The organism is Paraburkholderia lebeckiae, assembly GCF_014201005.1.
Lineage (GTDB): Bacteria > Pseudomonadota > Gammaproteobacteria > Burkholderiales > Burkholderiaceae > Paraburkholderia > Paraburkholderia tuberum.
On record NZ_JACHDK010000017.1, the window covers coordinates 1 to 25,695 of the forward strand.

At 65.2% G+C, this 25,695-nt stretch carries 23 protein-coding genes and 2 pseudogenes; 11 read left to right on the forward strand and 14 right to left on the reverse strand.

Annotation, left to right across the window (positions count from 1 at the left end; translation table 11 throughout):
• From HDG39_RS25625 to HDG39_RS25635, 4 genes and pseudogenes are all read left to right on the forward strand, one after another.
• Window positions 1-95: pseudogene (locus HDG39_RS25625) on the forward strand (IS5/IS1182 family transposase); the annotation flags it as partial.
• 612 nt (window positions 96-707) lie between these two features.
• Window positions 708-779, forward strand: a pseudogene (locus HDG39_RS35910) (hypothetical protein); the annotation flags it as partial.
• A 169-nt stretch (window positions 780-948) separates the two neighbouring features.
• A complete protein-coding gene (locus tag HDG39_RS25630; protein ID WP_260328257.1) occupies window positions 949-3,090 on the forward strand; it encodes an autotransporter family protein in 2,142 nt (713 codons plus the stop codon).
• 522 nt (window positions 3,091-3,612) lie between these two features.
• A complete protein-coding gene (locus tag HDG39_RS25635) occupies window positions 3,613-4,674 on the forward strand; it encodes a DMT family transporter (protein ID WP_184009708.1) in 1,062 nt (353 codons plus the stop codon).
• Here the strand turns inward: HDG39_RS25635 and HDG39_RS25640 are convergent.
• The 5 genes from HDG39_RS25640 to HDG39_RS25660 all read right to left on the reverse strand — a co-directional run bounded on the left by HDG39_RS25640 (window position 4,671) and on the right by HDG39_RS25660 (window position 8,805).
• Window positions 4,671-5,129, reverse strand: a complete 459-nt coding sequence (locus HDG39_RS25640; RefSeq protein WP_184009710.1) for a ferritin-like domain-containing protein — start codon at window positions 5,127-5,129, stop codon at window positions 4,671-4,673. The genes HDG39_RS25635 and HDG39_RS25640 overlap by 4 nt on opposite strands.
• A 164-nt stretch (window positions 5,130-5,293) precedes the next feature.
• The gene (tkt, locus tag HDG39_RS25645) at window positions 5,294-7,375 is read right to left on the reverse strand and encodes a transketolase (protein ID WP_184009712.1); all 2,082 of its coding nucleotides are present in this window, start codon (window positions 7,373-7,375) and stop codon (window positions 5,294-5,296) included.
• A 266-nt stretch (window positions 7,376-7,641) separates the two neighbouring features.
• A complete protein-coding gene (locus tag HDG39_RS25650; RefSeq protein ID WP_018425188.1) occupies window positions 7,642-8,187 on the reverse strand; it encodes a cupin in 546 nt (181 codons plus the stop codon).
• A 53-nt stretch (window positions 8,188-8,240) separates the two neighbouring features.
• Entirely contained in the window at window positions 8,241-8,417 is a 177-nt protein-coding gene (locus tag HDG39_RS25655; RefSeq protein WP_018425189.1) for a hypothetical protein, read from the reverse strand.
• A 61-nt stretch (window positions 8,418-8,478) separates the two neighbouring features.
• Window positions 8,479-8,805 (reverse strand): hypothetical protein, encoded by a 327-nt coding sequence (locus tag HDG39_RS25660; protein WP_184009714.1) that lies wholly within the window; start codon window positions 8,803-8,805, stop codon window positions 8,479-8,481.
• 199 nt (window positions 8,806-9,004) lie between these two features.
• Here HDG39_RS25660 and HDG39_RS25665 point away from each other — a divergent pair, with 199 nt between their 5' ends.
• Window positions 9,005-9,241 (forward strand): hypothetical protein, encoded by a 237-nt coding sequence (locus HDG39_RS25665; protein ID WP_184009716.1) that lies wholly within the window; start codon window positions 9,005-9,007, stop codon window positions 9,239-9,241.
• A gap of 47 nt (window positions 9,242-9,288) precedes the next feature.
• Here HDG39_RS25665 and HDG39_RS25670 read toward each other — a convergent pair whose 3' ends face one another.
• Both HDG39_RS25670 and HDG39_RS25675 read right to left on the reverse strand, forming a co-directional pair.
• Window positions 9,289-9,534, reverse strand: coding sequence for a DUF6723 family protein (locus tag HDG39_RS25670; protein ID WP_184009718.1), 246 nt, complete (start codon window positions 9,532-9,534; stop codon window positions 9,289-9,291).
• Window positions 9,535-10,001: 467 nt separating this feature from the next.
• Complete coding sequence (locus HDG39_RS25675) at window positions 10,002-10,679, reverse strand: MarC family protein (RefSeq protein WP_184009720.1); 678 nt, start codon at window positions 10,677-10,679, stop codon at window positions 10,002-10,004.
• Between the two features lie 350 nt (window positions 10,680-11,029).
• Here HDG39_RS25675 and HDG39_RS25680 point away from each other — a divergent pair, with 350 nt between their 5' ends.
• The 3 genes from HDG39_RS25680 (at window position 11,030) to HDG39_RS25690 (ending at window position 13,529) form a co-directional block, all read left to right on the forward strand.
• Complete coding sequence (locus tag HDG39_RS25680) at window positions 11,030-11,245, forward strand: DUF3311 domain-containing protein (RefSeq protein ID WP_184009722.1); 216 nt, start codon at window positions 11,030-11,032, stop codon at window positions 11,243-11,245.
• Complete coding sequence (locus HDG39_RS25685; protein WP_184009724.1) at window positions 11,242-12,717, forward strand: sodium:solute symporter family protein; 1,476 nt, start codon at window positions 11,242-11,244, stop codon at window positions 12,715-12,717. The genes HDG39_RS25680 and HDG39_RS25685 overlap by 4 nt, the downstream gene beginning before the upstream one ends.
• Window positions 12,718-12,878: 161 nt before the next feature.
• Window positions 12,879-13,529 carry a glutathione S-transferase family protein gene (locus HDG39_RS25690; protein WP_184009726.1) on the forward strand — a complete coding sequence of 217 codons (651 nt, stop codon included), beginning with the start codon at window positions 12,879-12,881 and terminating at the stop codon, window positions 13,527-13,529.
• A gap of 12 nt (window positions 13,530-13,541) precedes the next feature.
• On the opposite strand, the gene HDG39_RS25695 is transcribed toward HDG39_RS25690, so the two are convergent.
• Together HDG39_RS25695 and HDG39_RS25700 are read right to left on the reverse strand one after the other, a co-directional pair.
• Window positions 13,542-14,738 (reverse strand): GGDEF domain-containing protein, encoded by a 1,197-nt coding sequence (locus tag HDG39_RS25695; RefSeq protein ID WP_221305861.1) that lies wholly within the window; start codon window positions 14,736-14,738, stop codon window positions 13,542-13,544.
• A complete protein-coding gene (locus HDG39_RS25700) occupies window positions 14,695-15,453 on the reverse strand; it encodes a hypothetical protein (protein ID WP_184009728.1) in 759 nt (252 codons plus the stop codon). The genes HDG39_RS25695 and HDG39_RS25700 overlap by 44 nt, the downstream gene beginning before the upstream one ends.
• A 566-nt stretch (window positions 15,454-16,019) precedes the next feature.
• Between HDG39_RS25700 and HDG39_RS25705 the strand changes: the two genes are divergently transcribed.
• Window positions 16,020-17,087 carry an aromatic acid exporter family protein gene (locus HDG39_RS25705; RefSeq protein WP_184009730.1) on the forward strand — a complete coding sequence of 356 codons (1,068 nt, stop codon included), beginning with the start codon at window positions 16,020-16,022 and terminating at the stop codon, window positions 17,085-17,087.
• A 26-nt stretch (window positions 17,088-17,113) separates the two neighbouring features.
• Here HDG39_RS25705 and HDG39_RS25710 read toward each other — a convergent pair whose 3' ends face one another.
• The 4 genes from HDG39_RS25710 to HDG39_RS25725 all read right to left on the reverse strand — a co-directional run bounded on the left by HDG39_RS25710 (window position 17,114) and on the right by HDG39_RS25725 (window position 21,122).
• Window positions 17,114-17,494 carry a cupredoxin domain-containing protein gene (locus HDG39_RS25710; protein WP_184009888.1) on the reverse strand — a complete coding sequence of 127 codons (381 nt, stop codon included), beginning with the start codon at window positions 17,492-17,494 and terminating at the stop codon, window positions 17,114-17,116.
• A 36-nt stretch (window positions 17,495-17,530) separates the two neighbouring features.
• Window positions 17,531-18,475 carry a metallophosphoesterase family protein gene (locus tag HDG39_RS25715; RefSeq protein ID WP_184009732.1) on the reverse strand — a complete coding sequence of 315 codons (945 nt, stop codon included), beginning with the start codon at window positions 18,473-18,475 and terminating at the stop codon, window positions 17,531-17,533.
• 160 nt (window positions 18,476-18,635) lie between these two features.
• On the reverse strand, window positions 18,636-19,619 hold the full coding sequence (locus HDG39_RS25720; RefSeq protein ID WP_409259210.1) for an aldo/keto reductase: 984 nt from the start codon (window positions 19,617-19,619) through the stop codon (window positions 18,636-18,638).
• Between the two features lie 327 nt (window positions 19,620-19,946).
• The gene (locus HDG39_RS25725; protein WP_184009734.1) at window positions 19,947-21,122 is read right to left on the reverse strand and encodes an epoxide hydrolase family protein; all 1,176 of its coding nucleotides are present in this window, start codon (window positions 21,120-21,122) and stop codon (window positions 19,947-19,949) included.
• A 117-nt stretch (window positions 21,123-21,239) separates the two neighbouring features.
• Between HDG39_RS25725 and surE the strand changes: the two genes are divergently transcribed.
• Window positions 21,240-22,019, forward strand: a complete 780-nt coding sequence (gene surE, locus HDG39_RS25730) for a 5'/3'-nucleotidase SurE (RefSeq protein ID WP_184009736.1) — start codon at window positions 21,240-21,242, stop codon at window positions 22,017-22,019.
• Between the two features lie 31 nt (window positions 22,020-22,050).
• On the opposite strand, the gene HDG39_RS25735 is transcribed toward surE, so the two are convergent.
• A complete protein-coding gene (locus HDG39_RS25735; protein ID WP_184009738.1) occupies window positions 22,051-22,839 on the reverse strand; it encodes a DUF4148 domain-containing protein in 789 nt (262 codons plus the stop codon).
• A gap of 498 nt (window positions 22,840-23,337) precedes the next feature.
• Between HDG39_RS25735 and HDG39_RS25740 the strand changes: the two genes are divergently transcribed.
• Window positions 23,338-25,659, forward strand: a complete 2,322-nt coding sequence (locus HDG39_RS25740; protein ID WP_311667353.1) for a PA14 domain-containing protein — start codon at window positions 23,338-23,340, stop codon at window positions 25,657-25,659.
• Window positions 25,660-25,695 lie beyond the last annotated feature (36 nt).

Consider the following 25,695-nt stretch of genomic DNA (forward strand, 5'->3'; position numbering starts at 1 on the left):
TCTCCACCCGGTATGACAAGCTCGCTGACAGCTATCTCGTGTTCGCGTCCCTTGCCTGCTCGTTTGGGCCGCTTTTAAATGTGAACACGGCCTAGAGGGGGCACGCAATGCAGATAGAGGGATGCACGAAAGCGGCGCAATCCTGGCCATCGCTGACCGAGCACAGCGTCACGGTCCCAATGACCAGGCCCTATGCAGATTGCTGGCACGGCAAGTTCCGCCAACTCATGCAACGCGGTCCGATTGCCGCAGCAGCGTCGCCGAACCAATCATTTCCATTTCAGCGTCCGACCACATTGGGCAGCCAGGCATTCAGGTCAGGCGCACCGCCGTCTGCCTTCGGCAACTTCCTGTATCACCCGGCTAAGATAATGCGGGTGGGGATGGCAAACCCCGACGCGTCAGACGAAGGCGCACCGAAAAGCGCTCTAACAACGTTCCGGCTTGTAGTTTTCCCTCTTCTGGCTGCCCTGGGCGCTACCGGCGCTGCCGATCTCGCTCGTGCACAGTCAATAACGACCACGGGCAACGTGACCCCCACGGCGCAATTGCCGTCTACCTCGACCATCACGGGCCCCGTCCAGGTGCCCGCGGCCGTTGGCGTCGGCAACGGCACAAACGGCAGTCTTACCATCGAAGGCGGCGCAAGCGTCACATCCAACACCGGGTCCGTCGCCAGAAACATATGGGGCGTGGGTGCCGGAAACATGGCCACGGTGATCGTGACCGGTCCGGGGTCGACTTTTACGAGTTCGCCGGCCAACGCCAGCAATCTGGAGCTCGGTCAGAACGGGGGGATGGGCAATCTCACCATCGAGAACAGCGGGACCGTCAACGCACCATTTCTGCGCGTTGGTTCCGGCGTCAACGGGCCGCCCGACACCACCGGCGGCACGGGCTTCATCGCGATCACCAGCGGCGGAGCGCTCAATATCACGGGGGGCCCCTTTGCCAGCCGATCAGATCGGCTGGCTTTCCAACTCCGTGGGTACGGTGTCGGTAAACGGCACTGGCGGCGGAGCCACTTATACCAGCGGCCCTCAGATCAGTGTCGGCTGGGCGGGGGTGGGCACTCTGAACATCATCAATGGCGGACTGACTACGGCCAACGGCGGAATGGACGTCGCAGTTCTGGCCAACAGCACGGGCACCGTCAATGTGAATGGCGGCGGCACACTGGCGACGACGTTCCTGACAGCCGGTTGCGATCCGGTTCGCATCGGCCAGCAGGGATGCACCAGCGTCCAGAAGGGCAATGCACAGCTTAATTTCAACGACGGCACCTTGCGTGCGCTGACGAGCAATTCAGGCTTCCTCACTGCCTTTTCCGGCACAGAACTCAACATCATGGCGGGCGGCCTGAGCATCGACAGTCAAGGCTTCACGGTCGCCACCGATACCACCTCGGCCTTCACCGGCGCGGGCGGGCTGACCAAGATCGGCAGCGGCACGTTCATTACGAATGCAGCCAACAGTTACAGCGGTGTGACTACGGTGACGGGCGGCACGCTTGCAGCGGGCGCGGTCGATGTCTTCAGTCCGAATTCCGCGACCGTGGTCAATCCTGGCGGAACGCTCGCCCTGCAAAGCTTCAACCAGACGCTCCCCAGCCTTTCGAACGCGGGCACGGTCGTGCTCCCGGCAATTGCGGGTGAATCCAGTCCAGCCACGACGCTGACCGTCAACGGTAGCTACTCCGGTAGTAGCGGCCACCTCGTGCTCAACAGTTTTCTTGGCGGCGACGGCTCTGCGTCCGATAAGTTGATTACTGGCTCGGCCTCAGGCACCACGAGTATTTTCGTCAACAATGTCGGTGGACCGGGCGCGTCGACCCCGGGCAACGGCATCCTCGTAGTGCAGCAAGCAACCGCGGCGACACCCGGTGTCTTTGACCTTGATAACCCGGAGCTGCGCGCGGGCCTGTTCGATTATCGCCTGTACCCGGGGGGCCGCAACGGTACGGACCCCACCAGCTGGTTCCTGCGGTCGTCCTTCATCGTGCCACCGCCACCTGGCCCACCTCAACCGCCGGGGCCGGAGGAGAACGTCGGCACCGAACCGCCGCCTCAACCTTCACCGTCGGGCGTGTGGCCCATCATTGGACCGGAGCTCGCGACCTACGGCGTCGTCCAGCCCATCGCGCGCCAGATGGGCCTGACGATGCTCGGCACGCTGCATGAGCGCATCGGCGACACGCTTACGGCCGCCGGTGGCGGCACGGACGGTTCAGGCTGGGCGCAGTCCGCCTGGGGCCGTGTGTTCGGTCAGCAGGTCGATAACCACTATCAGGCGTTCGCCGATCCACGTGCGAGCGGTTGGGTCGGGGGGCTGCAGACTGGCATCGACCTGTGGCGCGGCAGCATCTGGCCGGGCCATCGCGACACCGCCGGCGTGTACTTCGCCTATGGTTATGGCAATGTCGACGTCGACGGTCTCGTCACCAACGCGGCGGCCACCGGCTACGTCCTTGAGCACACCGGTTCGATGCACCTGAATGCGTATTCGGGCGGTGGCTACTGGACGCATTACGGCCCGAGCGGCTGGTATCTCGATGCGGTGCTGCAGGGCACGTACTACGACGGCAACGCGGGTACGCAGTACGCCAGCCTGCCGCTGCGCGGCTCGGGCTTTGTGACCTCGCTTGAAGGGGGCTATCCGGTGCCGTTGCCGCTAGGGCCTGGCTTCGTGCTCGAGCCGCAGGCGCAGATCATCTGGCAGCACGTATCGTTCAGCGATGAGAACGACGGCCTGGGGCGTGTTGCGCTGGGCTCGACTTCGGGCGCCACCGGGCGGCTCGGCCTGCGAGGGCGGTGGACCATCGAGGGCAGCAACGGTGCCGTATGGCAGCCGTACGTGCGGGCGAACCTGTGGCGGGACTGGGGCGCGCAGGCGAGCACGGCCTTCGGCACCGACCCGGTGCCACTGAACGTGCAGGCCACGCGCGTGGAGCTCGCCGGCGGTGTCACCGTGAAGATCAAGGAGCGTTTGAGCCTGTACGGCCAGTTCGGCTATCAGTTTGCCGTGAGTGGAGACAGCAACGTCCGCCGTAACGGCGTCGTCGGAGATCTCGGCGTGCGCTACAGCTGGTAGGCATCGCGGTGCGGAACGGCGTAGTCAGGGCCTTTTGCTTGTTCGATCGCTTGCCAATGCTGCGCGAAATTGCGTCGCTGCAACGTTCCCGCAGCATGGGGTGTGACGATAAAACCATTCAGCAGTAAGCACTGCCGCGACCAGAGCAACGGTGCAAAAGGCCACGTCAGCTAACGGCCGTTCCAGTATCCAAACCGGCCGTTGTTTGTGTCCTTGATCGAACGGCAGAGATGGGTCGAGATGGACTGTGTGAAAACGCAAAAGTACTCAGTTTTCGGGTGTCGCTTTACCCTTGGCAAGTTGCTGCCAGGCCATACGGCGCGGTCTGAAGGGTCGGCTTTTCCCAACCCCGCACTGAGCGCGCGTTTCCACACTGCCTCGGCCACTTCATTCAGGAGTATTGGCTACATCGGTGACAATCCGTCTACAAGTTAACTCTTTGCTGCGCTCGGCGAATTTCGTCCGTCACCCCAGCGATGGTCTGTAATCTGTCCCTTCTGCTGCGGACAAGAGGTTGGAGTTGTGAGATCAGGATACGGCGCGATATTCACCGCCTTAATCGCTGCGGCGCTGTTCGGCGCCGCGACACCGTTGGCCAAGGCGCTGCTCGGCTCTGTCAGCCCCTTCATGCTCGCGGGACTGTTTTATCTCGGTAGCGGCCTGGGGCTTGGCGTCGGCATCGCGTGGCGTGCCTTCCGATCGCGCGGGCTTCAGTCCGCCGCGGACCACCGCATCACCAAAGACGAGTTGCCTTGGCTGATCGGGGCGATCGCGATGGGTGGCGTCGCCGGCCCCGCATTGCTGATGCTGGGCCTGTCCACCACATCAGCGGCAACGAGTTCGTTATTGCTCAACCTTGAGGGTGTGTTGACCGCAGTGATTGCCTGGGTGGTCTTCCAGGAAAATGTCGACATTCAGGTTTTTCTCGGGATGGTGGCGATCGTTGCGGGCGGCGTGCTTCTGTCGTGGCATCCGGGACAGTCAGGCGTGCCGGTGGGTGCGTTACTGATCGTCGGCGCGTGTCTGTGCTGGGCAATCGACAACAACCTGACGCGCAAGGTCTCGGCGAACGACGCGATGGTGATCGCGTGTCTCAAAGGGATGGTGGCCGGTCCCGTGAATCTCGGCATTGCGATCGCGGCGGGCGCTTCGCTTCCGTCAGCAGGAACCATGGCGGCAGCGATGCTGACCGGGCTTGGCGGTTACGGTATCAGCCTCGTGCTGTTCGTTGTTGCACTTCGCCATCTCGGTACGGCGCGTACAGGCGCGTACTTTTCCGTCGCGCCGCTTTTCGGTGTCATGCTTTCGCTGATCATATGGCCCGCGCTACCCGATCTGTCTTTCTGGATTGCCGCCGCCCTGATGGCGCTGGGCATCTGGCTACACGTGCGCGAGCGGCATGAGCATGAGCACAGCCATGAGTTTCTTCAACACGCGCACCGGCATCTCCATGACGAGCACCACCAGCACGCGCATGATTTTCCTTATGCCGGTGAGGAGCCGCACACGCACCCCCACGTGCATCTGCCTATTACACATTCGCACGCGCATTTCCCCGATATCCATCATCGGCATCAGCACTAGCTGTCCTCCGACGTCGTCATTTCCCCAGGGCGGCGCAGCATCTTGTCGACTTCGCCCGCGTGCATCTCCTCGACGTGGATCATCTGACGGGCGAACTCCTCGAGTGCAACCGAGCGGTCCTCGACGAGCGCCAGCAGGTCGCGATACAACTGCAACGCAAGATTCTCGGCTTGCAGCGACTCGCGGAGGATCGAAGAGATATCGAAGGTGTGCGAGTCGAGCAGAGGACCGATCGCAAGGGACGGATAGGCGCCCAGAGTCGTGATCCATTCGCCGGCCTGCTGTGCGTGCAACAACGATTCATCGGCCTGCGCGCGCAACCACGACCTGATCGGAATGCGTCCGAATCCGAAAACAAGGAACGAATAGTGCGTATATCGGACGACGCCGGCCAACTCGGATTCGAGAATCTGGTTCAGCACCGCAACAACGTCTTCCTTATTGATCTCGGCCATTTGAAGTCTCCTTTCATGGCGTGGCGAGGCGTCAGGCCTCGCGACCGAGTAGGCCGGCAAGCGGCCGCAAACCGTGGCCGCGAGCCTGATCGAAACGGATAGAGATCCCGCCGGCCCACCGCTTTTCGCATCAAGCGTTCACGACGTCGACGAGCGCCGCACGCTCAAGTACCCTTCCCCTTCCTCACCCGCTCGATCTGCTGCTTCGCCGCCTGATACACGGCTCCCGGCGTGAAACCGAATTTCTTCTTCAGATCCGCGATCGGCGCCGACGCGCCGAACGTATGCATGACGACCTGCGCACCGAACCGTCCTGTATACCGATCCCAGCCGAGCGACGCAGCCTGCTCGACCGCGACGCGCGCCTCGACGTCCGCGGGCAGCACCGACTCCTGATACGCGCTGTCCTCGCGCTCGAAGATGTCCCACGAAGGCATCGACACGACGCGCGCCGCGATGCCCTCGCTCTTCAGCTTCTCGTACACGTCGGCGCAGATCGATAGCTCGCTGCCGGTCGCCATCAGGATCACCTCGGGCTTCTTGCCAGCGGGCGCATCGGCGAGCACATACGCACCGTGCCTGACGCCGCTCGCGGACGCATAGCGGCTCCGGTCGAGCGTCGGCAGCGGCTGGCGCGACACGACGATGCACGCCGGCCGATGCGGCTGCGTCAGCGCGACACGCCATGCCTCGGCCGCTTCGTTCGCGTCGCCGGGACGCAGCACCGTGAGGCCGGGCACGCCGCGCAACGACGCGAGCTGCTCGATCGGTTGATGCGTCGGACCGTCTTCGCCGAGGCCGATCGAATCGTGCGTGAACACATAGATGGACGGCACTTCCATGATCGCGGACAGGCGGATCGGCGGCTTCATGTAGTCGCTGAAGATCAGGAACGTCGAGCCGTACGCGCGCAGATTCGATAGCGCAAGACCGTTGACCACCGCGCCCATCGCATGCTCGCGAATGCCGAAGTGCAGATTGCGGCCGGCATAGTTATCCGCCTGGAAGCTGCCGGCGCCTTCGAACTTCAGGTTGGTTTTCGTCGACGGCGACAGGTCCGCCGCGCCGCCGATCATCCACGGCACACGCGCGGCAATCGCATTGAGCACCTTGCCCGACGATTCGCGTGTCGCGATGCCCTTCGGGTCCGCGTTGAAGCTCGGGATGTCGCTGTCCCAGCCCTGCGGCAATTCGTGCGCCTCGATCTGCGCGAATTCGCGCGCGAGTTCCGCATACTGCTTTTTGTAGCTGTCGAACTTCGCCTGCCATTGTTCGCGCGCCGCCTTGCCGCGCGCGCCGATGCCCTGCGCGAAGCGCTCGTGCACGCCCTCGGGCACGTAGAAGAACTTGTCCTCGGGCCAGCCGTAGAACTTCTTGGCCAGCGCGACTTCCTCGACGCCGAGCGCTTCGCCATGCGCGGACGCGGTGTCCTGCTTGTGCGGCGCCCCCCAACCGATGATGCTGTGGACCACGATCAGCGTCGGCCGGTCGGTCACGCTCTTCGCTTCGACCAGCGCCTTTTCCAGCGCGGCGGTGTCGTTCGCATCGCCGACGTGCAACGTGTGCCAGTTGTAGCCGTGAAAGCGGCTTGCCACATCGTCGCTATACGCGAGGTCCGTATGGCCTTCGATCGTCACGCGGTTGCTGTCGTAAATCCAGATGAGGTTCGACAGCTTCAGATGGCCCGCGAGCGAGGCCGCTTCGTGCGAGATGCCTTCCATCATGTCGCCGTCGCCGCAAATCGCGTACACGCGGTAGTCGAACAACGACGCGTCCGCGCGATTGAAGTGGCTCTCGTACCAGCGCGCGGCCATCGCCATGCCGACGCTATTGCCGAGCCCTTGTCCAAGCGGTCCCGTGGTGGTCTCGACGCCGGTCGTCATCCGGTACTCGGGGTGGCCCGGCGTATTGCTGTCGATCTGGCGGAAATGCTCGATGTCGTCGAGCGACACGGCCGGCCTGCCGGTCGGCTTGCCGTGTTCGTCGACGGCTTTCACGTTGGCCAGATGCAGCAGCGAATAAAGCAGCATCGACGCATGTCCGGCCGACAGCACGAAGCGGTCGCGATTCGGCCACAGCGGCTCGTCAGGGTCGTAACGCAGATGGTGTTGCCACAGGTGATAGGCGACCGGCGCGAGCGCCATCGGCGTGCCGGGGTGGCCGGAATTGGCTTTCTGCACGGCGTCCATCGACAGCGTGCGGATCGTGTTGATGCACAACTGATCGAGGGCGGAATCGTTTTGCATGGGACGCTCCTTATTCGGCAATTCGGCAGACGGCCGACGCGCGCCGCGGAGCGCGCGGACGGATCGGCGCATCGTGTCGACATGGAATCGCGCGCGTCCGGGCATGTCGATAAGGACGCGAAGCCGCACGTGGAACCGCACACGTGCCAGCGTCACCGCCGAAAGCGCGCGGGGAAATCGCGGCGAAGCCCACAGATGATGCGCCTAACCGCGCCACCCTGCACGCCACGCCGCCGCAGGTCGGTTTGCTTCGCGAACGACGAAGTTCAGGCCGACTGCAGCCAAAGCTCGACGACCGGACCATGCTTGCCGTCGATCGGATCGAGCGGCGGAAACGGCAACGCCAGCATCTCGGTGAGTTCCTGCGGCGTCAGGGCTTCGCGGCGAATGTCCCATTGCTGCCCCAACGGATAGCCCGCCACCACCTGAAAATGCCGCTCGAACGATTGCAGACAATGGCCGGTGCCGGCCGGCAACAGCAGCACGTCGCCCGCACGCACCGTCACCACGCGTCCGCCCGGCCCGCCGACGATCACCTCGGCGCTCGCGTCGGTCACGCCGAGCACCTCGTGCGCGGTCGCGTGAAAGTGATGGAAGTCGAAGATGCTGTTGCGCCACTGCGCCGGCCATGCATTGCGCTCGAACAGGATTTCGAACCCGGCGGCCAGATTGCCGCTGCGGGGCGACAGCGCGCGCCGGTACAGCACCACCGGCAGCTTGCTGTTGTTCGGCACCCAATCATGCGGCTCCAGCATGAACGCTTCGTATTCGGTCTGCGCGGCGTCGAAGCCGTGCCTGGACTCATTGAACATGGTTGCTCCTGGCTTGTGATGCGGTTGCCGCGAACCTGCGGACGAGCAGCCGGCTAGCCTCCGCCGATGCCCTGCAGCACCTTGCCCGTGCCGCCGCACACTGCGCAGCGAGCGCCCTCGACCTTGCCCGTGCCGTGGCAGGCGGCGCACAGGTCCTCGCCAGCGCCCGGCGTGTTGGGCGGCGCTTCGTCGCCGGGGTTCATCGATTCGGTTGGATTGTCCGGTTGCATGCGCTTTCTCCGGTTGGATGTTGACGGATTCGAGGCGCGGGCTGGCACGCATCGCGCCGCGTCATTGCTCGCCCGGCTGCTTGTGATGCGATTCGCGCCCGCCGCCCCCCGGCGGCTCCGCGTGCTCGCCGGTGCCGAGCGGCACTTCGGCGCCGTGGCGCGGCCGCTCGCTCGACCGTGGCGGATTGGTCGCTTTGTCCACGCCGGTCTGCACGACCGGTTCGATGCCGAGCGGACTCGGCTCGACGTAGTGCGTGCCGCTCGGCTTGTTGCGGGCTTTGACTTCGTCGGACAGCGTGGGTGCGGTGCGGTTCTCTGGCCTCGCGGACTGCTCGCCGCCCGGCGTCGCGCTCTGCTGCGGGGTGTCGGTCGATTGGGGATCTTGCATCGCGCCCTCCTCGTTTGTTTCTGCCGTCGATTCCGCGTCATTACGCGCCATCTCGAACGGGCACCTGGTTCATACAGCAACATTCGAGCCCTGCCGGAGAAGTCCGCGCGCAGCGCAACAGGCACGGCCATTGCGATCTCGAAGGCAGTAGCACGGCACGTTCGCTTTGTAAAAAAGGCGCCCCCGAAAGGAGAATCTCATGAGCATTACGACAATTCGCGTATCCGATACCGAGGTGCAGGTCGAGCGCACGCTGTACACCTTCGCGCAAAAGAGCGACGCCGATGCGTTCCAGAACTGCGTTGTCGAAGGTTCGATCGACACCTGCTATCGCGATCATCCGCCGCTGTCGGCGCGCCCCACCCTGCCCGACGAACATCTGGACGATCCCGCGCGCGGCAGCACGATTTCGCGGTCGCTCGGCGGTATGCCTTGAGGGCTCCGCGCCTCTCACGGAAGCACTGCCAAACCGGCTGCGCCCGCTCAGCCTTCGGGCGCGGCACGATCGGCCGCGACGAGCTGGCGGCCGTACGCAATCGCGGCGCGGCGTGCTTCGTCGGCGGTCGCATAGGGGCCGATCTGCGGTGCTCCCTCGAACGGGAACAGAATCCGCCTGTCCGCTTTCCTCACAACCTTCAGTCCACCTATGTATCGGCCGTCGCCTGTTCCGTGATAGCTGGCGAAAATCTCGAAGTCGTCGTCGGCAACGTCGGCCTTGTGTCGCGCCATATGCGCTCCTCGTGCTGTGCTTTGCGTGGGCGATGTCCACTGTGAGCCGGCGCGCGCGGTCATCGCGATGCGGCGCGCGTGCCGCATTCCAGCAATTGACGTTCCACGCGAACGACATCCGTCGGCATGCGGCACGAGCATTGCGCGTCTGAATCAAGACTATGTGGAGAGGACTGATGGATTTACCTGACACGAGCCGGCAAGCGCCCAGTGCAATCGGCACATTCGACCTCAACGCGACGACCCACGCGCAAATTTCGATGCAGTCGCTGTCACTGTCGCTGCCGCTGCATCCGCATACGCCGAGGCCGCCCGAAGTCGACCCCGACATCGCGCCGAACACGCCGCCGCCGAACATCGACCCCGATCCGATCCCGGACGATCCGGTCGACGTTCCGCACGAACCACCGGAAGGCGATCCACCTGAGGCGCCGCCGCCACAGCATGCATGGCGCCGGCATGCGGCGCTAGCCCGCCGGCGCGCGCATCGTCGCGATCGGAATCAGGAATTCGGACACGCCGGTCAGAATGATCTGCACGCCGATGCATAGCAGCAGGAACGCCGACACCCGCAACGCGACCTTGGTGCCCTCGACGCCGAGATAGCGCGCGAGGATCGTCGCGCGGCTGTAGATCAGATACACGCAGACGGCCACCGCGAACGTGATGGCGACCGACGCGATGCCCGACATCACGAACGCCGACAGCTTGTGCGTGCGATTCGCCGACAGCGCGATCGCGGTCGCGATCGAGCCGGGCCCAGTGGTCAGCGGCACGGTCAGAGGAAAGAACGCGCGCGATTTCGCGGTTTCGGCGTCGACGCGCTTGACGTCCGTCTGCTCGACCGCCGGCGTGTCCGGCGCATTGAGCATTTGCCAGCCGCCCACGGCAAGCGCGAGCCCGCCGCCGATGCGCAGCGCCTCCATCGAGATACCAAAGAAATGCAGGATCGGCGTGCCGATGAAGAATGCCACCAGCAGCACAACGGCGGCGTTGATCGCGATCTTGCGGGCGAGTACGGTGCGCTCGTCGAGGGTCAACGACGCGGTCCGGTCCAGAAACACAAACGCGCCGCTGAACGGATTGATGATGCTGATTAAGCCGATAAAGCCAAACATGATGTCCGAGATCAGACTTTCGACCATGTGCGTGTCCGTGTGTCTGCTTGTCTGCGTGTGCTTCGCGCGAGTTCGCGCCTGGGCGCGCTGCCGGTCATGAACCCGGTTGGAATCGCCCGGTCCGGAAAATGCAGCAATGCTCGCAGATCATATCGCGGCGCGCCAGCCGGCCTGCAAAAAAGCCGCGCGATACCTTGCGCGCCACGGCGCGTCCCGCTTTGCACCGCAGCAATCCGGGCTGGAAAGGTGCAATCGCAACGGTCGAAACTCCGACATTTATTTTGACCTGCTTTACGGGACCGAAGTATCCGGCATACAGTCCTCAGCGAAGCCGGAATTTCAACGACACATCCCTACTGGTTCGAGGAGTTGTCCACATGCTGCTTCGTGTACTTGCCGCGTTGCCGTTCGTCGGCATCCTGGTCGGCGTTTCGTTTGTCAATCGCGTCGAGCCGATCGTGCTCGGCATGCCGTTCGTGCTGGCCTGGATCGTCATGTGGGTGGTGTTGAGCGCGATCATCATGGCGATCATCTACAACCTCGATCCGTCCAACCGACACGTCGCCGCCAATGGCGAGGAGGTTCGCCCATGAGCGCACTCGTCATCATCGCCGCCGTTACGCTATTCGCGCTGTTCCTCGGCGTGCGCGCAAGGCGCGGCCACGACATGAGCCTCGAACAGTGGAGCGTGGGCGGCCGCAGCTTCGGCACCGCGTTCGTGTTCCTGCTGATGGCCGGCGAAATCTATACGACCTTCACGTTCCTCGGCGGCAGCGGCTTCGCGTACGGCAAGGGGGCGCCGGTCTACTACATCCTCGCGTACGGCACGCTCGCGTACATCCTGTCGTACTGGATGCTGCCGCCGATCTGGCGCTACGCGAAGACGCACCGCCTGGTCTCGCAGCCGCACTTCTTGACGCGCAAATACGAGAGCCCGGCGCTCGGCACGCTGGTCGCGCTGGTCGGGGTGGCCGCGCTGATCCCGTACCTGGTGCTGCAATTGAAGGGCCTCGGCATCATCGTCGCGACCGCGTCGTACGGTGCGATCTCGTCGACCGCGGCGATCTGGATCGGCGCGATCGTCGTGACCTCTTACGTGATCGTGTCGGGCGTGCGCGGCTCCGCCTGGAACTCGGTGGCCAAGGATCTGCTGATTCTCGCGATCGTGCTGTTCCTCGGCATCTATCTGCCGCTGCATTACTACGGCGGCTTCGGCGAGATGTTCCGCACGATCGACGCCGCCCGTCCCGGCTTCCTGACCTTCCCGGCGCGCGGTTCGAGCGTCGTGTGGTTCCAGTCGACGGTGCTGCTGACCGCGCTCGGCTTCTTCATGTGGCCGCACACGTTCGGTTCGATCTTCACGGCGAGGGACGAGCGAATCTTCCGCCGCAATGCCGCGATTCTGCCGCTCTATCAGCTGATCCTGCTGTTCGTGTTCTTCGTCGGCTTCGCGGCGACGCTGCGCGTGCCGGGCCTGAAGGGCGCCGACATCGACCTGTCGTTGTTCCGCCTGTCGCTGCAGACGTTCGATCCTTGGTTCGTCGGCGTGATCGGCGCGGCCGGTATCCTGACCGCGCTGGTGCCGGGCTCGATGATCCTGACCTCGGCGTCGACGCTGCTCGCCAACGACGTGTATCGCGGCATGGTGAACCGCAACGCGTCGGATGCATCGGTCGCGGTGATCGCGCGCGTCCTCGTACCGGTCGTGGCGCTGGTCGCGGTCGCCTTCACGCTGAACGGCGGCGAAACCATCGTCGCCCTGCTGCTGATGGGCTACAGCTTCGTCACGCAATTGTTCCCGGCCGTGCTCTGCAGCCTGTTCCCGCACAACCGCGCGACCAGACAAGGCGCGTTCTGCGGCATCGTCGCGGGTGTCGCGGTGGTCACACTGACCACGACGCTGCACTGGAGCGTCGGGCAACTGATGCCGTTCCTGCCCGATGCGCTGAAGGACGTCAACATCGGCTTCCTTGCGCTCGCGGTGAACGTGATCGTGTTCGTGATCGTCAGCGCGGTGACGCAACCGAGCGCAGCCGAGCAGGAGAAGCACGCGTCGGCGCATTGAAAGACGTCGCCGCGGCGTGATTCGAGGCTTGCCGTTTCGAGCGCCCGCATTTGCGTACGCTGGCGCCTGACGCATCTGAAGGGGCTGTTCGTTTCGGCGACAGCCCCTTATTCTTTCTGTTCACGGCTCGACCGCGCTCTCGACGATCCACGGAGTCCCGAATGTCCTACGTTCTCTACTACTCGCCCGGCGCGGCCAGCATGCCCGTGCACTGGATGCTGCTCGAAATGGGCGTGCCGTTCGAAGCGCGCCTCGTCGATATCGACGCGGGCCAACAGCGCGATCCCGAGTATCTGCGTCTGAATCCGGCCGGGCGCGTGCCCACGCTGGTCGTCGATGGCGTGCCGCGGCATGAATCGGCCGCGCTGCTGATGCTGCTCGCCGAGCGCCACGCCGAGGCCGACCTCGCGCCCGGGCCCGGCTCGGCCGCGCGCGCGGAATGGCTCGAATGGATGATCTACCTCGCGAATACGCTGCTGCCCGCGATGCGCGACTGGTTCTACGCCGGCAGCGACGGCGACCCCGCGGGCGCCGAGGCGGTGCGCGCGCTCGCGCAACGCCGCATCGAAGAAGCGTGTGCGCGGCTGGACAGGCATTTCGCCGACGGCCACGCATTTCTCGCGGGCGGCAAGCTCAGCACCGCCGATCTGCTCGCGCTCGTGCTGATGCGCTGGACCCGCAACATGCCCCACCCGGCGACGGCGGGCTGGCCGCATCTCGCGAGCTATATCCGTCGGCTGCGCGCACGGCCGGCGTTCATCGAACTCAACGAGCGCGAAAAGCTGACGGAGTGGCGCAACGAAGCCCAGTGACGTTCAGGCGGTTCACAACGTCGCTTCCCTGCCCGTCTGCGCCGCGAACGCGAAGCCGTTCTTGCCGTCGCGCTTGACCTGATACATCGCGGCATCGGCGGCGGCGACCAGACGGCGGTGATCGTCGACGTCGTCGGGATAACTCGCGATGCCCACGCTCGCGCGCACGCCGCCGATTCCCATCTGTTCGTCGGTGTCGACCACGCAGGCCATCAGCCGGCGCGCGATCTCGGCGAGCTCGTCATCGCCCGCAAAGGTGCGCACCAGCACCGCGAACTCGTCGCCGCCGATGCGCGCGACCAGATCGCCTTTGCGCACCGAGGCGCGAAACCGGGCGGATACCGCGGCGAGGAATTCGTCGCCGGTGCGATGCCCGAACGAATCGTTGACCTGCTTGAAGCCATCGAGGTCGATATACAGCACGGCGAAGCGCTGCTCGACGGCTGCGGTCCGCGCGTGCCTGGCGGCGGAGTCGAGCGCGGCCAGCAGCTTGCGGCGGTTCGACAGGCCGGTCAGCGAATCGTGCAGCGACGCGAGCTCGAACTCGTGCGACTGCCCCGCGAGCTGGCGGTTGCGCTTCGCGTACATCCCGAGCGTCGTGATCAGCATGCAAAACAGCAGCGCGGCGAGCGCGATCAGCGTGCGCGCGACGTGCGCGACGCGCAGCCGCACGTCGGCGCTCGACGCGTCGCGTTGCGCGCGCCAGTAGGCCGACACGCTGCCGAGCACCGTCGCGACGGCTTCGGGCGTCGCCTGGGTCGGTGACATCGACGGAATGGGCGGCGCCGGCGTCGGACTCGCGTTGACGAGCGCCGCGAGCGACGCGAAACGCCGCGCGAGTTCGGCGCGCGCCGCGTCATAGGCCGGCACGAACGACGCGTCGTGACTCGCCGGCGTGTCGGCCATCCGCTGCCACGCGGCCAACTGTTCGCGCGCGCTGTCGACGCGCCCGGCGGCTTCGAGCACGAGGCCGGCGTACTCCTGCTTCAACTGATCGGAAAACACCGTGCGGATCTGCATCGCCACATACAGCAGGCCGAACAGCAGACACAACAGCGCGGCCACGCCGACGCTCGCGGGGCCCGGCCGGAAGCGCCACACCGGCACGCGCGCGCGTGCGGCGCCGCGCAGCCCTGCTCGCCCCGCTGGTCCGACGACCGCGTGCTCAGGGATGGGAGTAGGTATCTTGTTGCCGTCGGCCGTTGTCATGTTGACGATAGCTCACGCGTCGAAAGAACTGTCCGATCCGCGCAAACAGACCGCCCTTGTGCTGCGACGACGCGCGCCGCTCCTGCTGTGCGAGCCGCGTTTCTTTCGCGTCGTGACCGGCCGCGGGCTTCGCGGTGGAATTGGCGGCATTGGCGACGTGCCGCGTGTAGCCCGGCGGTGGCGTGGGAACGATGGGCGCTGTGGGTGGGTTGGCCGACATATCCGCCGAGGTATCGACCGGCGTATCGGCCAGGGTGGCGGTGAGATTCGGGTCAGGCGTACTCGGGCGGATCTGCCCGGACCACGCGGCCGGGTTGGTGTCCTCGAAGCCGCCGTGCGCGCCGGCCGCTGCGAGCGCGACGTCTGGCGCGGCGGGCTGCCTGGCTGACGGCACGGCAAAGGGCGCGGCGGCCTCCTCCGGCGCGTGCGCGACGGCCACCGTCGGCACCCCGGCCGATGCCGATGAGCCGAGCGCCTGGCGCGCGCCCGCAATGGCATCCGCGTATGTCTGCTGATCCTGGTTGAACCAGACGCCGTAGGCGACGGTGCCCATCACACCGAAGGTCAGCGCGCCGGCCGCCGCGAGGCACAGGGCCAGGCGGCCGAAGCGCGGGGGCGGCACGCCCGATTCGTCCGGGCCGTCGAGATCGAAGCCGGTGGATCGGCTGTCCGTTGCGGAATGACGCAAGTCGGTATCGTCGGGATCGGTAACCATCGCAATACGCTCCGGGTATGCCACTTCCTGCTGACAAGCTGGCGCGCTGACGAGCCGGTGCGTAAACCGAGCTCGCGGGCTGCCGCTGCACGCAATGCTCAATGAATGTAATCCTGTCGCGAACGGCCGACAACACGGCAGCGTTGCGTTTCCGCCTCGCTTCGATGGTGTTTCGAACGACGCCGCCGGAGACCGCCTGAGGTTGGCAAAAAAGCGTGCAAAGCCGGTAAAAACTCCAACCCGGCAAAGCGCCCGATAGCCAGCCGTGCGCCTGCCGTGGGCCGATGCGACGCGGATTCTGCGAAACGCGCCAACGCGGTCGCCGTTCTGCATGCAACAACCGGGCCTGGCGGCGAACGCGCGCGCGACGCCGAAACCGCCGCTTGAACCCCCCGTTGGACTGCGGGCGCGCTCGCCTCGAGGAGCATCCCGCGATGCCTGCTACCGTGCGGATTCCCAAAGCCGTCCGTGCCGGATGGTAAGGTCACGAGCGCGCATGTCGCGAGCGCCGCGCCGTCCCATGCCCAACGGTGCCCGGCCCAACGTCATCGGTCAGCATAAAAATCATGTCGAACAGGTATCAGCACCAACCACTCACGCCGTTGCGCCGAGCGCTCGCACGCTTTTCTCTGTCGGAAACCGCCAAGTACACGAAGCTGACGCTCGGCCTGTGGATCGGTTTCGGCATCCCATACCTGCTCGGCTTTCCCGACGCGGCCGTGCCGCTCGCCGGTTCGACGATGCTGACGCTGGCGCTCGGTAGCTCGATTTCGGCGGCTCGAAGCTACTTCTACAAGCGGGTGTTTTCGAACGTGGTGGCGATGCCGATCGGCACGCTGCTGATCTGGCTGACCGCGCCGCACCTGTGGATGGGCGCGGCGCTGCTGCCGGTCGTGATCTTCAGCATCGTCGCGCTGCGGCCGTCGCTGTTCCAGATGACCAGCATCACGGTGCCGATCACGCTCGTGCTCTATACCGGCGAACATCTTCCGCTGCTCGAACAGCGCCTGATTGGCGTGGTACTCGGCATGTTGCTCGGCTTCGTCATCCAGCAGATCGCGTTTCCGCCCGATCACGGCTACTGGGCGAACACGCTCGTCAACGACGGCAACGAACAGGCCACCGATGTCGTCGCGCAACTGGCCGCGGGACAGCTCGACAAAGCGCAGATCAAGCCGGCGGCCTCCAGGCTGCGCACGCTGAGCACGAACCTGAAGCAGGCGCACCTGCTGCTGAAGACCGACCTCGAGCAGGCGTGGGTGTCGCCGCATCTGAAGCGCAACGCGGCACGGCTGCCGGTGTTCGCGAGCTATCAGGAGACCTTCGATTCGCTGGTCAATTTTCTTGAAACGATGGACACGTTTCACGATCAGTTCGCCGCGCTCGACGCCGCGTGGCGCGAAATGTTTCTCGCGCGGCTCGCGCGGCTCGTCAACGCGCACCGGCAACTGGCCGAGGCGGCGGACCTGCGCGTCGAGCGCCCGCCGCTCGACGCGCCGCCGCTGCATATGGAGGACCTGCGTCAGCTGACCGAGGACCTGCCCGCGTCGAACGTGTTCACGAGCGTGTACCTCGGGCATCTGACCGGCTATGGGATTCTGCTATGCCGGTTGAGCGAGCTGCATACCGCGTGAGCGGCGCGGGTTGCCCGGTTCACCGCTTATTGCACGGTAATGGTCGCCTTCATGTTCGGATGGATGCCGCAAAAGATCTTGTACACGCCCGGTTTATCGAATTTGAACTGATAGGTGTCGTCCTGGTCGAGCGCGGCCGAGCGGAACAGGCCCGCGTCGTTGACCACGGTGTGCGGCTCGCCGTCGAGATTCTTCCAAGTCACCGTCGTGCCCGCCTTGATGGTCAGTTCCATCGGCGAGAACATGAAGTTCTTGATCACGATCGCGTTAGGCGTCGACGCGACGGTCTGTTTCTGCACCTGCATCGGCGTCGTCGTTTGCGCAAAACCGAGCCCCGCCGACACCGCCAGAATCGCGACGCTGCCGAGCAGAATCGCGAGCGCGCGGCCCATCATCCTGGTTAGCATCATTGACCTCCTCGAGCGTAAAAGTAGCGCGTGTCGTCAGGCGAGCGTCGTGTCGTCGAGCGTCGCCTTCAACGGATGACGCGCGATGCTCACGCTCGTCACACCGAGCATCTTCGGCAGCTGGTCGCTCGCGACCTTCAGCGGCCCCGGGCCATCGCCCTGGCCGGCGGTCGGCTGCGGATAGGCGGTCGAGCGCGCGGTGTGGAACGTCACGTTGCCCTCGACCTTCGTCACGATCTGATGAATGTGGCCGTTCAACACCGTCACGGAACCGAAGCGCTTCAGATAGCTCATCGCCTGACCCGCGTCGCCCGTGCCCCAGCCCCACGGCTCGTAGATGGTCCACATCGGCATGTGCGCGAACACGACGACCGGGGTGCTCGACGAGCGGCCTTTCAGATCGTTTTCGAGCCATTCGAGCTGTTCGTCGCCGAGACCGCCGAGGCCGTTCGGCTTGAAATGCATCACGTTCACGAGCCCGACGAAATGCACGCCCTGGTGATCGAAGCTGTAATAGCCGCGGTTATCCGAAGCCTTGCCGAAGCGGCTGAAGTACTCGGTGCCAGGGCCGTCGGTGACGTCATGCTCGCCGGGGACCGTGTGCAGCTCGGCGATCTTCAGTCCCGACATCAACTGCGCGGCCAGATCGAATTCCGCGGGCTTCGACAGATGCGTGATGTCGCCTGTGTGAATCGCGAGCGGCGGACGCGCCGGCATCGCGTTGACGTAATCGATCGTCTGTTTCAGCGTGCCCGCGACGTCGGGATTCGCCTCCTTTTTGAAGCCGATATGCGTGTCGCTGATCTGCAGGAAAAGCGGCGTGCCAGCCGCTGGCGTCGCGGTGTTCGAGTCGGCCGCGAGCGCGAGTTCGACCGGCGTCAGCACGCCGCCCGACAGCATGAACACGGTGCCGAGGCCGCCGAACGCAAGACATTTCAGCGCGCCGCGACGCGCCGGATCGAATGAATGATGTGACGACATGATGACCTCACGATAGGGATTCGCCGAACCGAACCCGGTTCGTGAGGCATGACTGGCGTGGGGCGGGTTTTATTCCCGTGTCGTGCGGCGTTTGTGGGAGGCGGTACCTGTATGCGAATAGAAAGCGGCAAGTAATCGCCGTGATGGATTGCGCATCACGTCAGCCGCCGACCGCCGCGATGATCCGCGCGCGCATCGCGTCATCGGGCAGCGGTCCCGATCCCGCGCGCACGTTGTCCGCCATGTATTGCGGCCGCCCGGTTCCCGGAATCACGACCGTCACCGCCGGCTGCGCGAGCACGAATTTCAACAGAATCTGCGCCCAGCTCGTGCAGCCGATTTCGCCGGCCCATGCGGGCAACGGCGTTTTCATCACGCGCGCCAGCAAACCACCGCCGCCGAATGGCTGATTGATCACGACGCCGATGCCGAGATCGGCCGCGAGCGGCAGGATGCGCTGCTCGGCCGCGCGATCGTCGGCGGCGTAGTTGATCTGCACGAAGTCGGGCTTCTCGCTGCGCATCACCGCCGCGACTTCGTCGAACGCGCTCGACGTGTAATGCGTGATGCCGAGATAGCGAATCCGGCCGCGCGCTTTCCAGTCGCGCAAGGTCGCGAGCTGCGTGCGCCAGTCGAGCAGATTGTGGATCTGCATCAGATCGACATGCGGCTGCTGAAAACGCCGCAGCGATTCCTCCATCTGCGCGATGCCGGCCTCGCGTCCCTCGGTCCAGACCTTGGTGGCGACGAACGCCTTGCGATGCGCGTCGAGCTGCGTGAGCAGCGCGCCCGCGACCGCTTCCGACGAACCGTACATCGGCGAAGAATCGATCACCGAGCCGCCCGCTTCGAACAGGATGCGCAGCACCTCGGCGAGTTGGGCGTGCGCGGCGGCATCGTCGCCGACGTCGAAGGTGCGCCACGTGCCGCAGCCGATCACCGGCAGCGCTTCGCCGGTGGACGGGATCGCGCGGCGGCTCATGCGGGGTAAGGTGGTGACGGATTGCGCGTGCGCCTCAGTTTGCGCGGACGTGACGCGCGACAACGCAAGCGCTGCCGGCAGCCCCAGCGCCGTGCGCAGAAAACGGCGGCGGTGATCGTGGTTCGACGCATGTGCCATAGCGTGTATGGTGCTCTCGTTCATGAAAGTTCGACCACCGTCCACGCTGGCCAGGCTGTCGTCGATGAATAGCGTGTCCGTTGCGGCCGCGCCGAGGCGTTCGACGCAGCGCGCAGACAGGTTTGCGTGGCGGGCTTCGCCGCGCCGAACGCCGCCGAAAGGACCACGGTCAACCGCTTTAAATCGGGATAAGCCGGTTTTGACAAACCTTGACGGTGATCATTTCGGGCATTTCATTTCTATTGCATATTCCCGCTGGCGTGCAGCCTGCGATCGCCGCGAGACGCTCGACGCGAGCGGCGCGGTCGTACCAGGTGGAACAGAAGCAGCGTGAGGCGTCGCGCTGCGCGCCTAGCGCGCTCGCTGCCGCAACGGCCTGAAGAACTTTCGAATCTCGGCGGCGAGCAACGCGGGCTTTTCCATCGCCGCGAAGTGCCCGCCGGCTGGCATTTCGCTCCACTGCGCGACGTTGAAGGTTCGTTCGAGCCAGCTGCGCGGCGGATGATTGATCTCCTGCGGAAACAGCGCGAAGCCGACTGGCGTGTCGATGCGCTCGCCGTCGGAGAAACGCATCGGCTGCAGGCGGTTTTCCCAATACATCTGCATCGCCGGGCCGATGCACTGCGTGAACCAGTACAGCGAGATATTGATCAACAGATCGTCTTTCGAGAACACGCTTTCCACGTCGCCGCCGCAATCGCTCCACGCGCGAAACTTCTCGCCGATCCACGCGGCGAGTCCCACCGGCGAATCGTTCAACGACGCGGCGACGGTCAGCGGCCTGGTGCTGTGCTGATGCGCGTAACCGCCTTCGAGTGCGGCCCAGTCGTTCTTCTCGCGCAGATAGTCCTGCTCGGCCGGCGTCAGTTCCCGCTGCGCCGCGCCGATCGCGGGCTCATAGGAACTCGGCAGGAAGTTCAGATGGATGCCGTCGACCACCCGCGGATGATGCGCGGCCAACGCGATCGACACGCCCGCGCCAAGATCGCCGCCCTGCGCGCCGAAGCGCTCGTAGCCGAGCCCGCGCATCAGCGACACCCACAGGTCCGCGACCTGGAACGCGGATATGCCGGCCTGCGCGGGCGCAGGCGAAAACGCGAAGCCCGGCAGCGACGGCGTGACGACATCGAACGCATCGGCGGGATCGGCGCCGAACGCGGCCGGATCGCACAACTGATCGAGCAGCGCGCGAAACTCGAAGAAGGAACCGGGCCAGCCGTGCGTGATCACCAGCGGATAAGCCTGAAAGCCGGGCGCGACACTGGCGGCGCGCCGATGCGCGAAGTGCACGGTCTGGCCGTTCACGTCGGCGAGAAATTGCGGCAGCTGGTTCAACCTGCGTTCGGCCGCGCGCCAGTCGAATTGCCCGGCCCAATAGGTCGCGAGTTCGCGCAGCCAGGCCGGGTCGGCGCCCTGCTGCCAGGCGGGCGCGGGCGTCGTGGGCGCCCAGCGGGTGGCGTGGATGCGGCGGCGCAAATCGTCGATGTCCTGGTCGGCGATCGCAATCTCAAACGGGTCGATCTGCATGGCGGGTCGTCCTGGGTCGTTGGCGGCTCACCGTCATCGTACGCGCGTCGGACGAAAGCCGGATAATGGGCGTCCCTTCCCTACGATTCATTCACCGACCCACAGGAGATTGACGCGATGTCCGCTGACGAATCCAAGCTGCCGCGAGTGCTGCTGACGAACGACGACGGTATCGACGCGCCCGGCCTCGCCGTGCTCGAAGCCGTAGCCGCCGAGCTCGCGCACGAAGTCTGGGTGGTCGCGCCCGAGCACGACCAGAGCGGTACGTCGCATTCCATCAGCCTGCATTCGCCGCTGCGCGTGAGCCGCCAGGGCGAACGCCGTTTCGGCGTGACCGGCACGCCCGGCGATTGCGTCGTGATGGGCGTGCGTCATCTGATGCGCGAGGCGCCGCCGTCGCTGGTGCTGTCCGGCGTCAATCGCGGCGGCAACCTCGGCATCGAAACGATGTTCTCGGGCACGGTCGGCGCGGCAATGACGGGTCTGCTGCTCGGGCTGCCGTCGTTCGCGCTGAGCCAGGCGTTCAGCGATCGCGAGCGCGTGCGCTGGGACACCGCGCGCACGCTCGCACCCGGCGTGATCCGTCAATTGCTCGCGATCGAGCATGCGGCGCCGACCTGCCTGAACATCAACTTTCCCGACGTCGATGCCGCCGACGCCGGTCCGCTGACGCCGACGCGCCAGGGCGTCGGGCTCGTCAGGGACATCGAGGTGCTGCCTGAAGTCGACCCGCGCGGCATCGCGTATCACTGGCTGCGCTTCGATCGTGGCCCGCGCGAGAACGATGCCGACAGCGAAACGGCAACGGTCGCGGCGGGTCGCGTATCGGTCACGCCGCTTGCGTTCGATCGCACCGACGAAGCCACCTTCGCGCGGCTCGCCGCGTCGTTGATCTGACGGTTGCCTGCGGCGCGGCGCGGGCCCTGCTTCAGTGCGCCCCAGGTCCCGATGGCTCGGGTCTGCCGAAGGCGGGCATCGTACCGTTCTCACGCGCGCGCACGAGTTCGGCCTCTACTTCAGCGCGGGTTTTGGGGCCGTTGCTGGCGACCGCCTGAGTTGCGGCCTGGCTGGTCAGCCCCGCGCGCGGCATCGACCATGGCGACTCGACGCCTTGCGTTGCATATTGCGCCGACGGCCGCGCCTCTGGCACGACGCGGACCGCTTTCTTCCCAGACCGCTCGGCAGTAGAACTTTTCCGGTGGCTGCCGCCCCGCGCATGACTACCCGATGTCGTCGCAACGCTTTGCGCTGAGCGCGGTTTCGTCGTAGTACCCGACGCAATGCGGCCATGGTGTGCGTGCCCGGTCTTTGCCGGGGGTGGCGCCTGGGTCCGGTTCGAAGTCACCGCAGGCTGCGGCGGCAAACTCGTCTGTTGCGGCTGCGGCTGCGGCTGTTGCTGCGCCTTGTTCGACTCCCGCGCGAACTGTAGTGCGGCGATGGCCAGAGCGTCGCCCGCCTGCGCTCCAATCGACGCGGCCGGCTGACCCCGCAAGGCGGTCACGTCGTCGCGCAGCGCATGGCGGCGCGTTGCCGGCGCGACCGTCGCCGCGCCGGACTGGCCTTCGCTCTGCCCCGCCGCCGCGCCCATCGTGCTGACACCCCGCTCGCCATAGGCGACGAGACTCACGTCCCGACCGGACGACCAGTCGTTGTCCAGTTGCGACACATAGGCCCCAAGCGTCACCGCGCCGAAGACGAGGCCCGTCAACACGATCATTCTCGGTTCGCTATACAAGGCACGCTCCCCATTCCAACCGATCGACCGCCGAAGTCGACGCACGCGCATGCGATCGACCCTTAGTCAAAGTGTGGGCGATACGAATGACAGTGTTTTCCTTTTAGACCCAACAAGCTGCGAATCGGCGGATCTGGTCGGGGATGTGTCCGAAATCGACGGGTATTCCTCCGTTCAAACGCGCGCTTTAATCGGAGTCCCAAGCGATTCTTCAGGCGCCGCGCGACGGGCGGCATGGACGATTCGGTGAGCGTGGGCAATGGAAAACCGGACTATGCCCGCGCTCGCGCGCGCCCTCGCGATTACCCCGCGCGCCCACTTTGGCAAATCAGGGAATCCACCGATACTGGTCGAGCTAACTAATAATATTATTCATATCGATTTCTGCACTCCTACAGCAACGCCGTAAAGCAAGTTCGCTGTATGCGTATTTAATAATAATTATGACCGACGACCAAGCGGGGACCTCAGGAGATACAGGTGCGCAATTACTTTGTGCTGGCAGCGCTCGCGATGCTGAGCGCCTGCGGCGGTAATGACGGTTCGCCCAACGCATCCGCGACGGCGGACAAGCAGGTCAAAGCGGTTGACGTGACAGCGGCGACAGCCGCTTCGTCGGCGTCGGCCGCCGCCGTGGCTTCGGCCGACGCGGCGGACGTGCAGAATGAGTTCAAGGCCGCCAGGGCCATCCCGGTCGGCATGAAAACGACCACGCCGCCACTCGTGATCGCCGACCCGACGCTGAACCTGGCGCCGTACACGCCCCCCGCGCCGCCCGCCCCGCTCTCGACGGCAACGCTGTCGTTCGGCGATTTCACCAGCTACCTCGCGCCCGGTTCGGCGAGCACCTGGCACCCGGGCGCCAGTGCGTCGACGATCGCAATCGACGCGCCGCCCGCCAACGGCACCGGCGCCGGCGACAAGGCCGTCGCGCTCGCCAAGACCTACGCGAGCGCGTCGTACGAAGCGGACGTGACTGTCACCGCACCGGTCGGCTCGGGCCCTGCGAACGCGGGCTTCGTCGTGCGCGCGACGAACCCGACGGCGGGCGGTCCGGACAGCCTGACCGGCTATTTCATCGGCCTCGACACCGGCTCGCATTCGCTCGTGGTGGGTCGCGAGAACAACAACTGGACCAATTTCATCCAGTATCCGGTCAGTTCGATCGTCGGCGGCAGCACGCATCATCTGAAGGTGACGACGAGCGGCAACGCGATCCTCGTCGACCTGGACGGCCAGCGCGTGGTGAGCGCCAACGACGCGACCAATGCGCTGCCCGCGGCGTTCCAGTCGGGCAGCTTCGGCGTGCGGCGCTTCGGTGTCGGCGTATCGTTCGGCAACATCACGATCCACACGTATCCGACCGTGACTTCGCCGGTTTACGATTTCTCGAAGGTAGTCGGCGCGGTCTATACGCCGTCCAACGCGGTCAACGCAATCGACTTCTGGGAGAACTACGATCCCGAGATCGTCAACCGCGAACTCACCTATGCCCAGACGTACGGCATGAACACGGTCGCCGTGTACCTGCACTATCTGGTGTGGGCCAACGATCGCGTGGCCTTCCTGAGCAAGTTCGAAAACCTGCTGACGATCGCCGCGCGGCACGGCATCAAGGTTTCGCCGATCTTCTACGACGACTGCTGGAACCCCACCCCTCAATACGGCCCGCAGCCCGCGCCAGTCTGGGGCGTGCATAACAGCCAGTGGGTGCAGTCGCCGGGCACGCCGGTCGAGCAGGCGTATTTCCAGGCGAGCGCGTCGAACCCGGCGATCACGTACAGGCAGAGCCTCGCGAACTACATCACCGACTTCGTCGCGCCGCATCGCAACGACCCGCGGATCATCTTCTGGGAGCCGATGAACGAACCGGGCTGCAGCGGCAATGGTTCATTGCAGAACACGCGCGCTGTGATGATGAACGATGCGCGTATCTCGATCCTGAACGCGGGCGCGACGCAGCCGATCAACTCGCCGCAGGTGCAGGAAGACGAAGGCACGTACTTCTCGGACTTCTATGGGTTCCATCCGTACAACAATCCGTACACGGGTCCGGTGAATGGCAGCAGCATCAACGCGTTGAATTCGGAGACGCTGCAACGCGGCTTCGCGGGCACGACGGGCCAGACGATGCCGGGTATCGTAGCGAACTACGGCGGCACCACCGGCTTCATCGTGTGGGAGCTCATGATCGGCCGTACCAATACGCGCTTCCACTGGGGCCAGACGCCGAGCGCGCCCGCGACGGTCGAACCGGCGACGCCGTTCCAGGGGACGTTCTACCCGGACGGCCATCCTTGGCAGACATCGGAAACGCAGGCGCTGACGGGCGGCTTCGACGTCAAGCTGCCGGTGCTGCAGGTCGCGTACTACAACGATCCGACCTTCAGCGCGGCGCCGGTGAAAACATCGATCACGCCGCTGATCGACTTCGATCTGAACACCGAGCGCGGCACCGATTCGCCCGATGCATCGGCCGGCGTCAACGCGACCAACTACGGCGTGCGCTGGACCGGCGCGCTAAAGGCGACGCAGGACGGCGAATATACGTTCACGATCAACAGCGACAACGTCGCGCGTCTGTGGATCGACGGCGTGAAGGTGATCGACAAGACGAGCACGACGCCAGGCAGCGCGACCGGCAAGGTCCATCTCGCCGCGAACCAGAGCGCGTCGATCAAGGTCGAGTACGTGCACGGCACGGGGACGGCGAGCATGCATCTGTTGTGGTCGAACCCGGCTGCGAAGAGCCCTGGCGTGTTGAAGATCGCGCCGTCGGATTCGCTGGTGACGTCGAGCTGATAGGGATGGTTGCGGCGGGCGGCGCGGTGGGGTTGA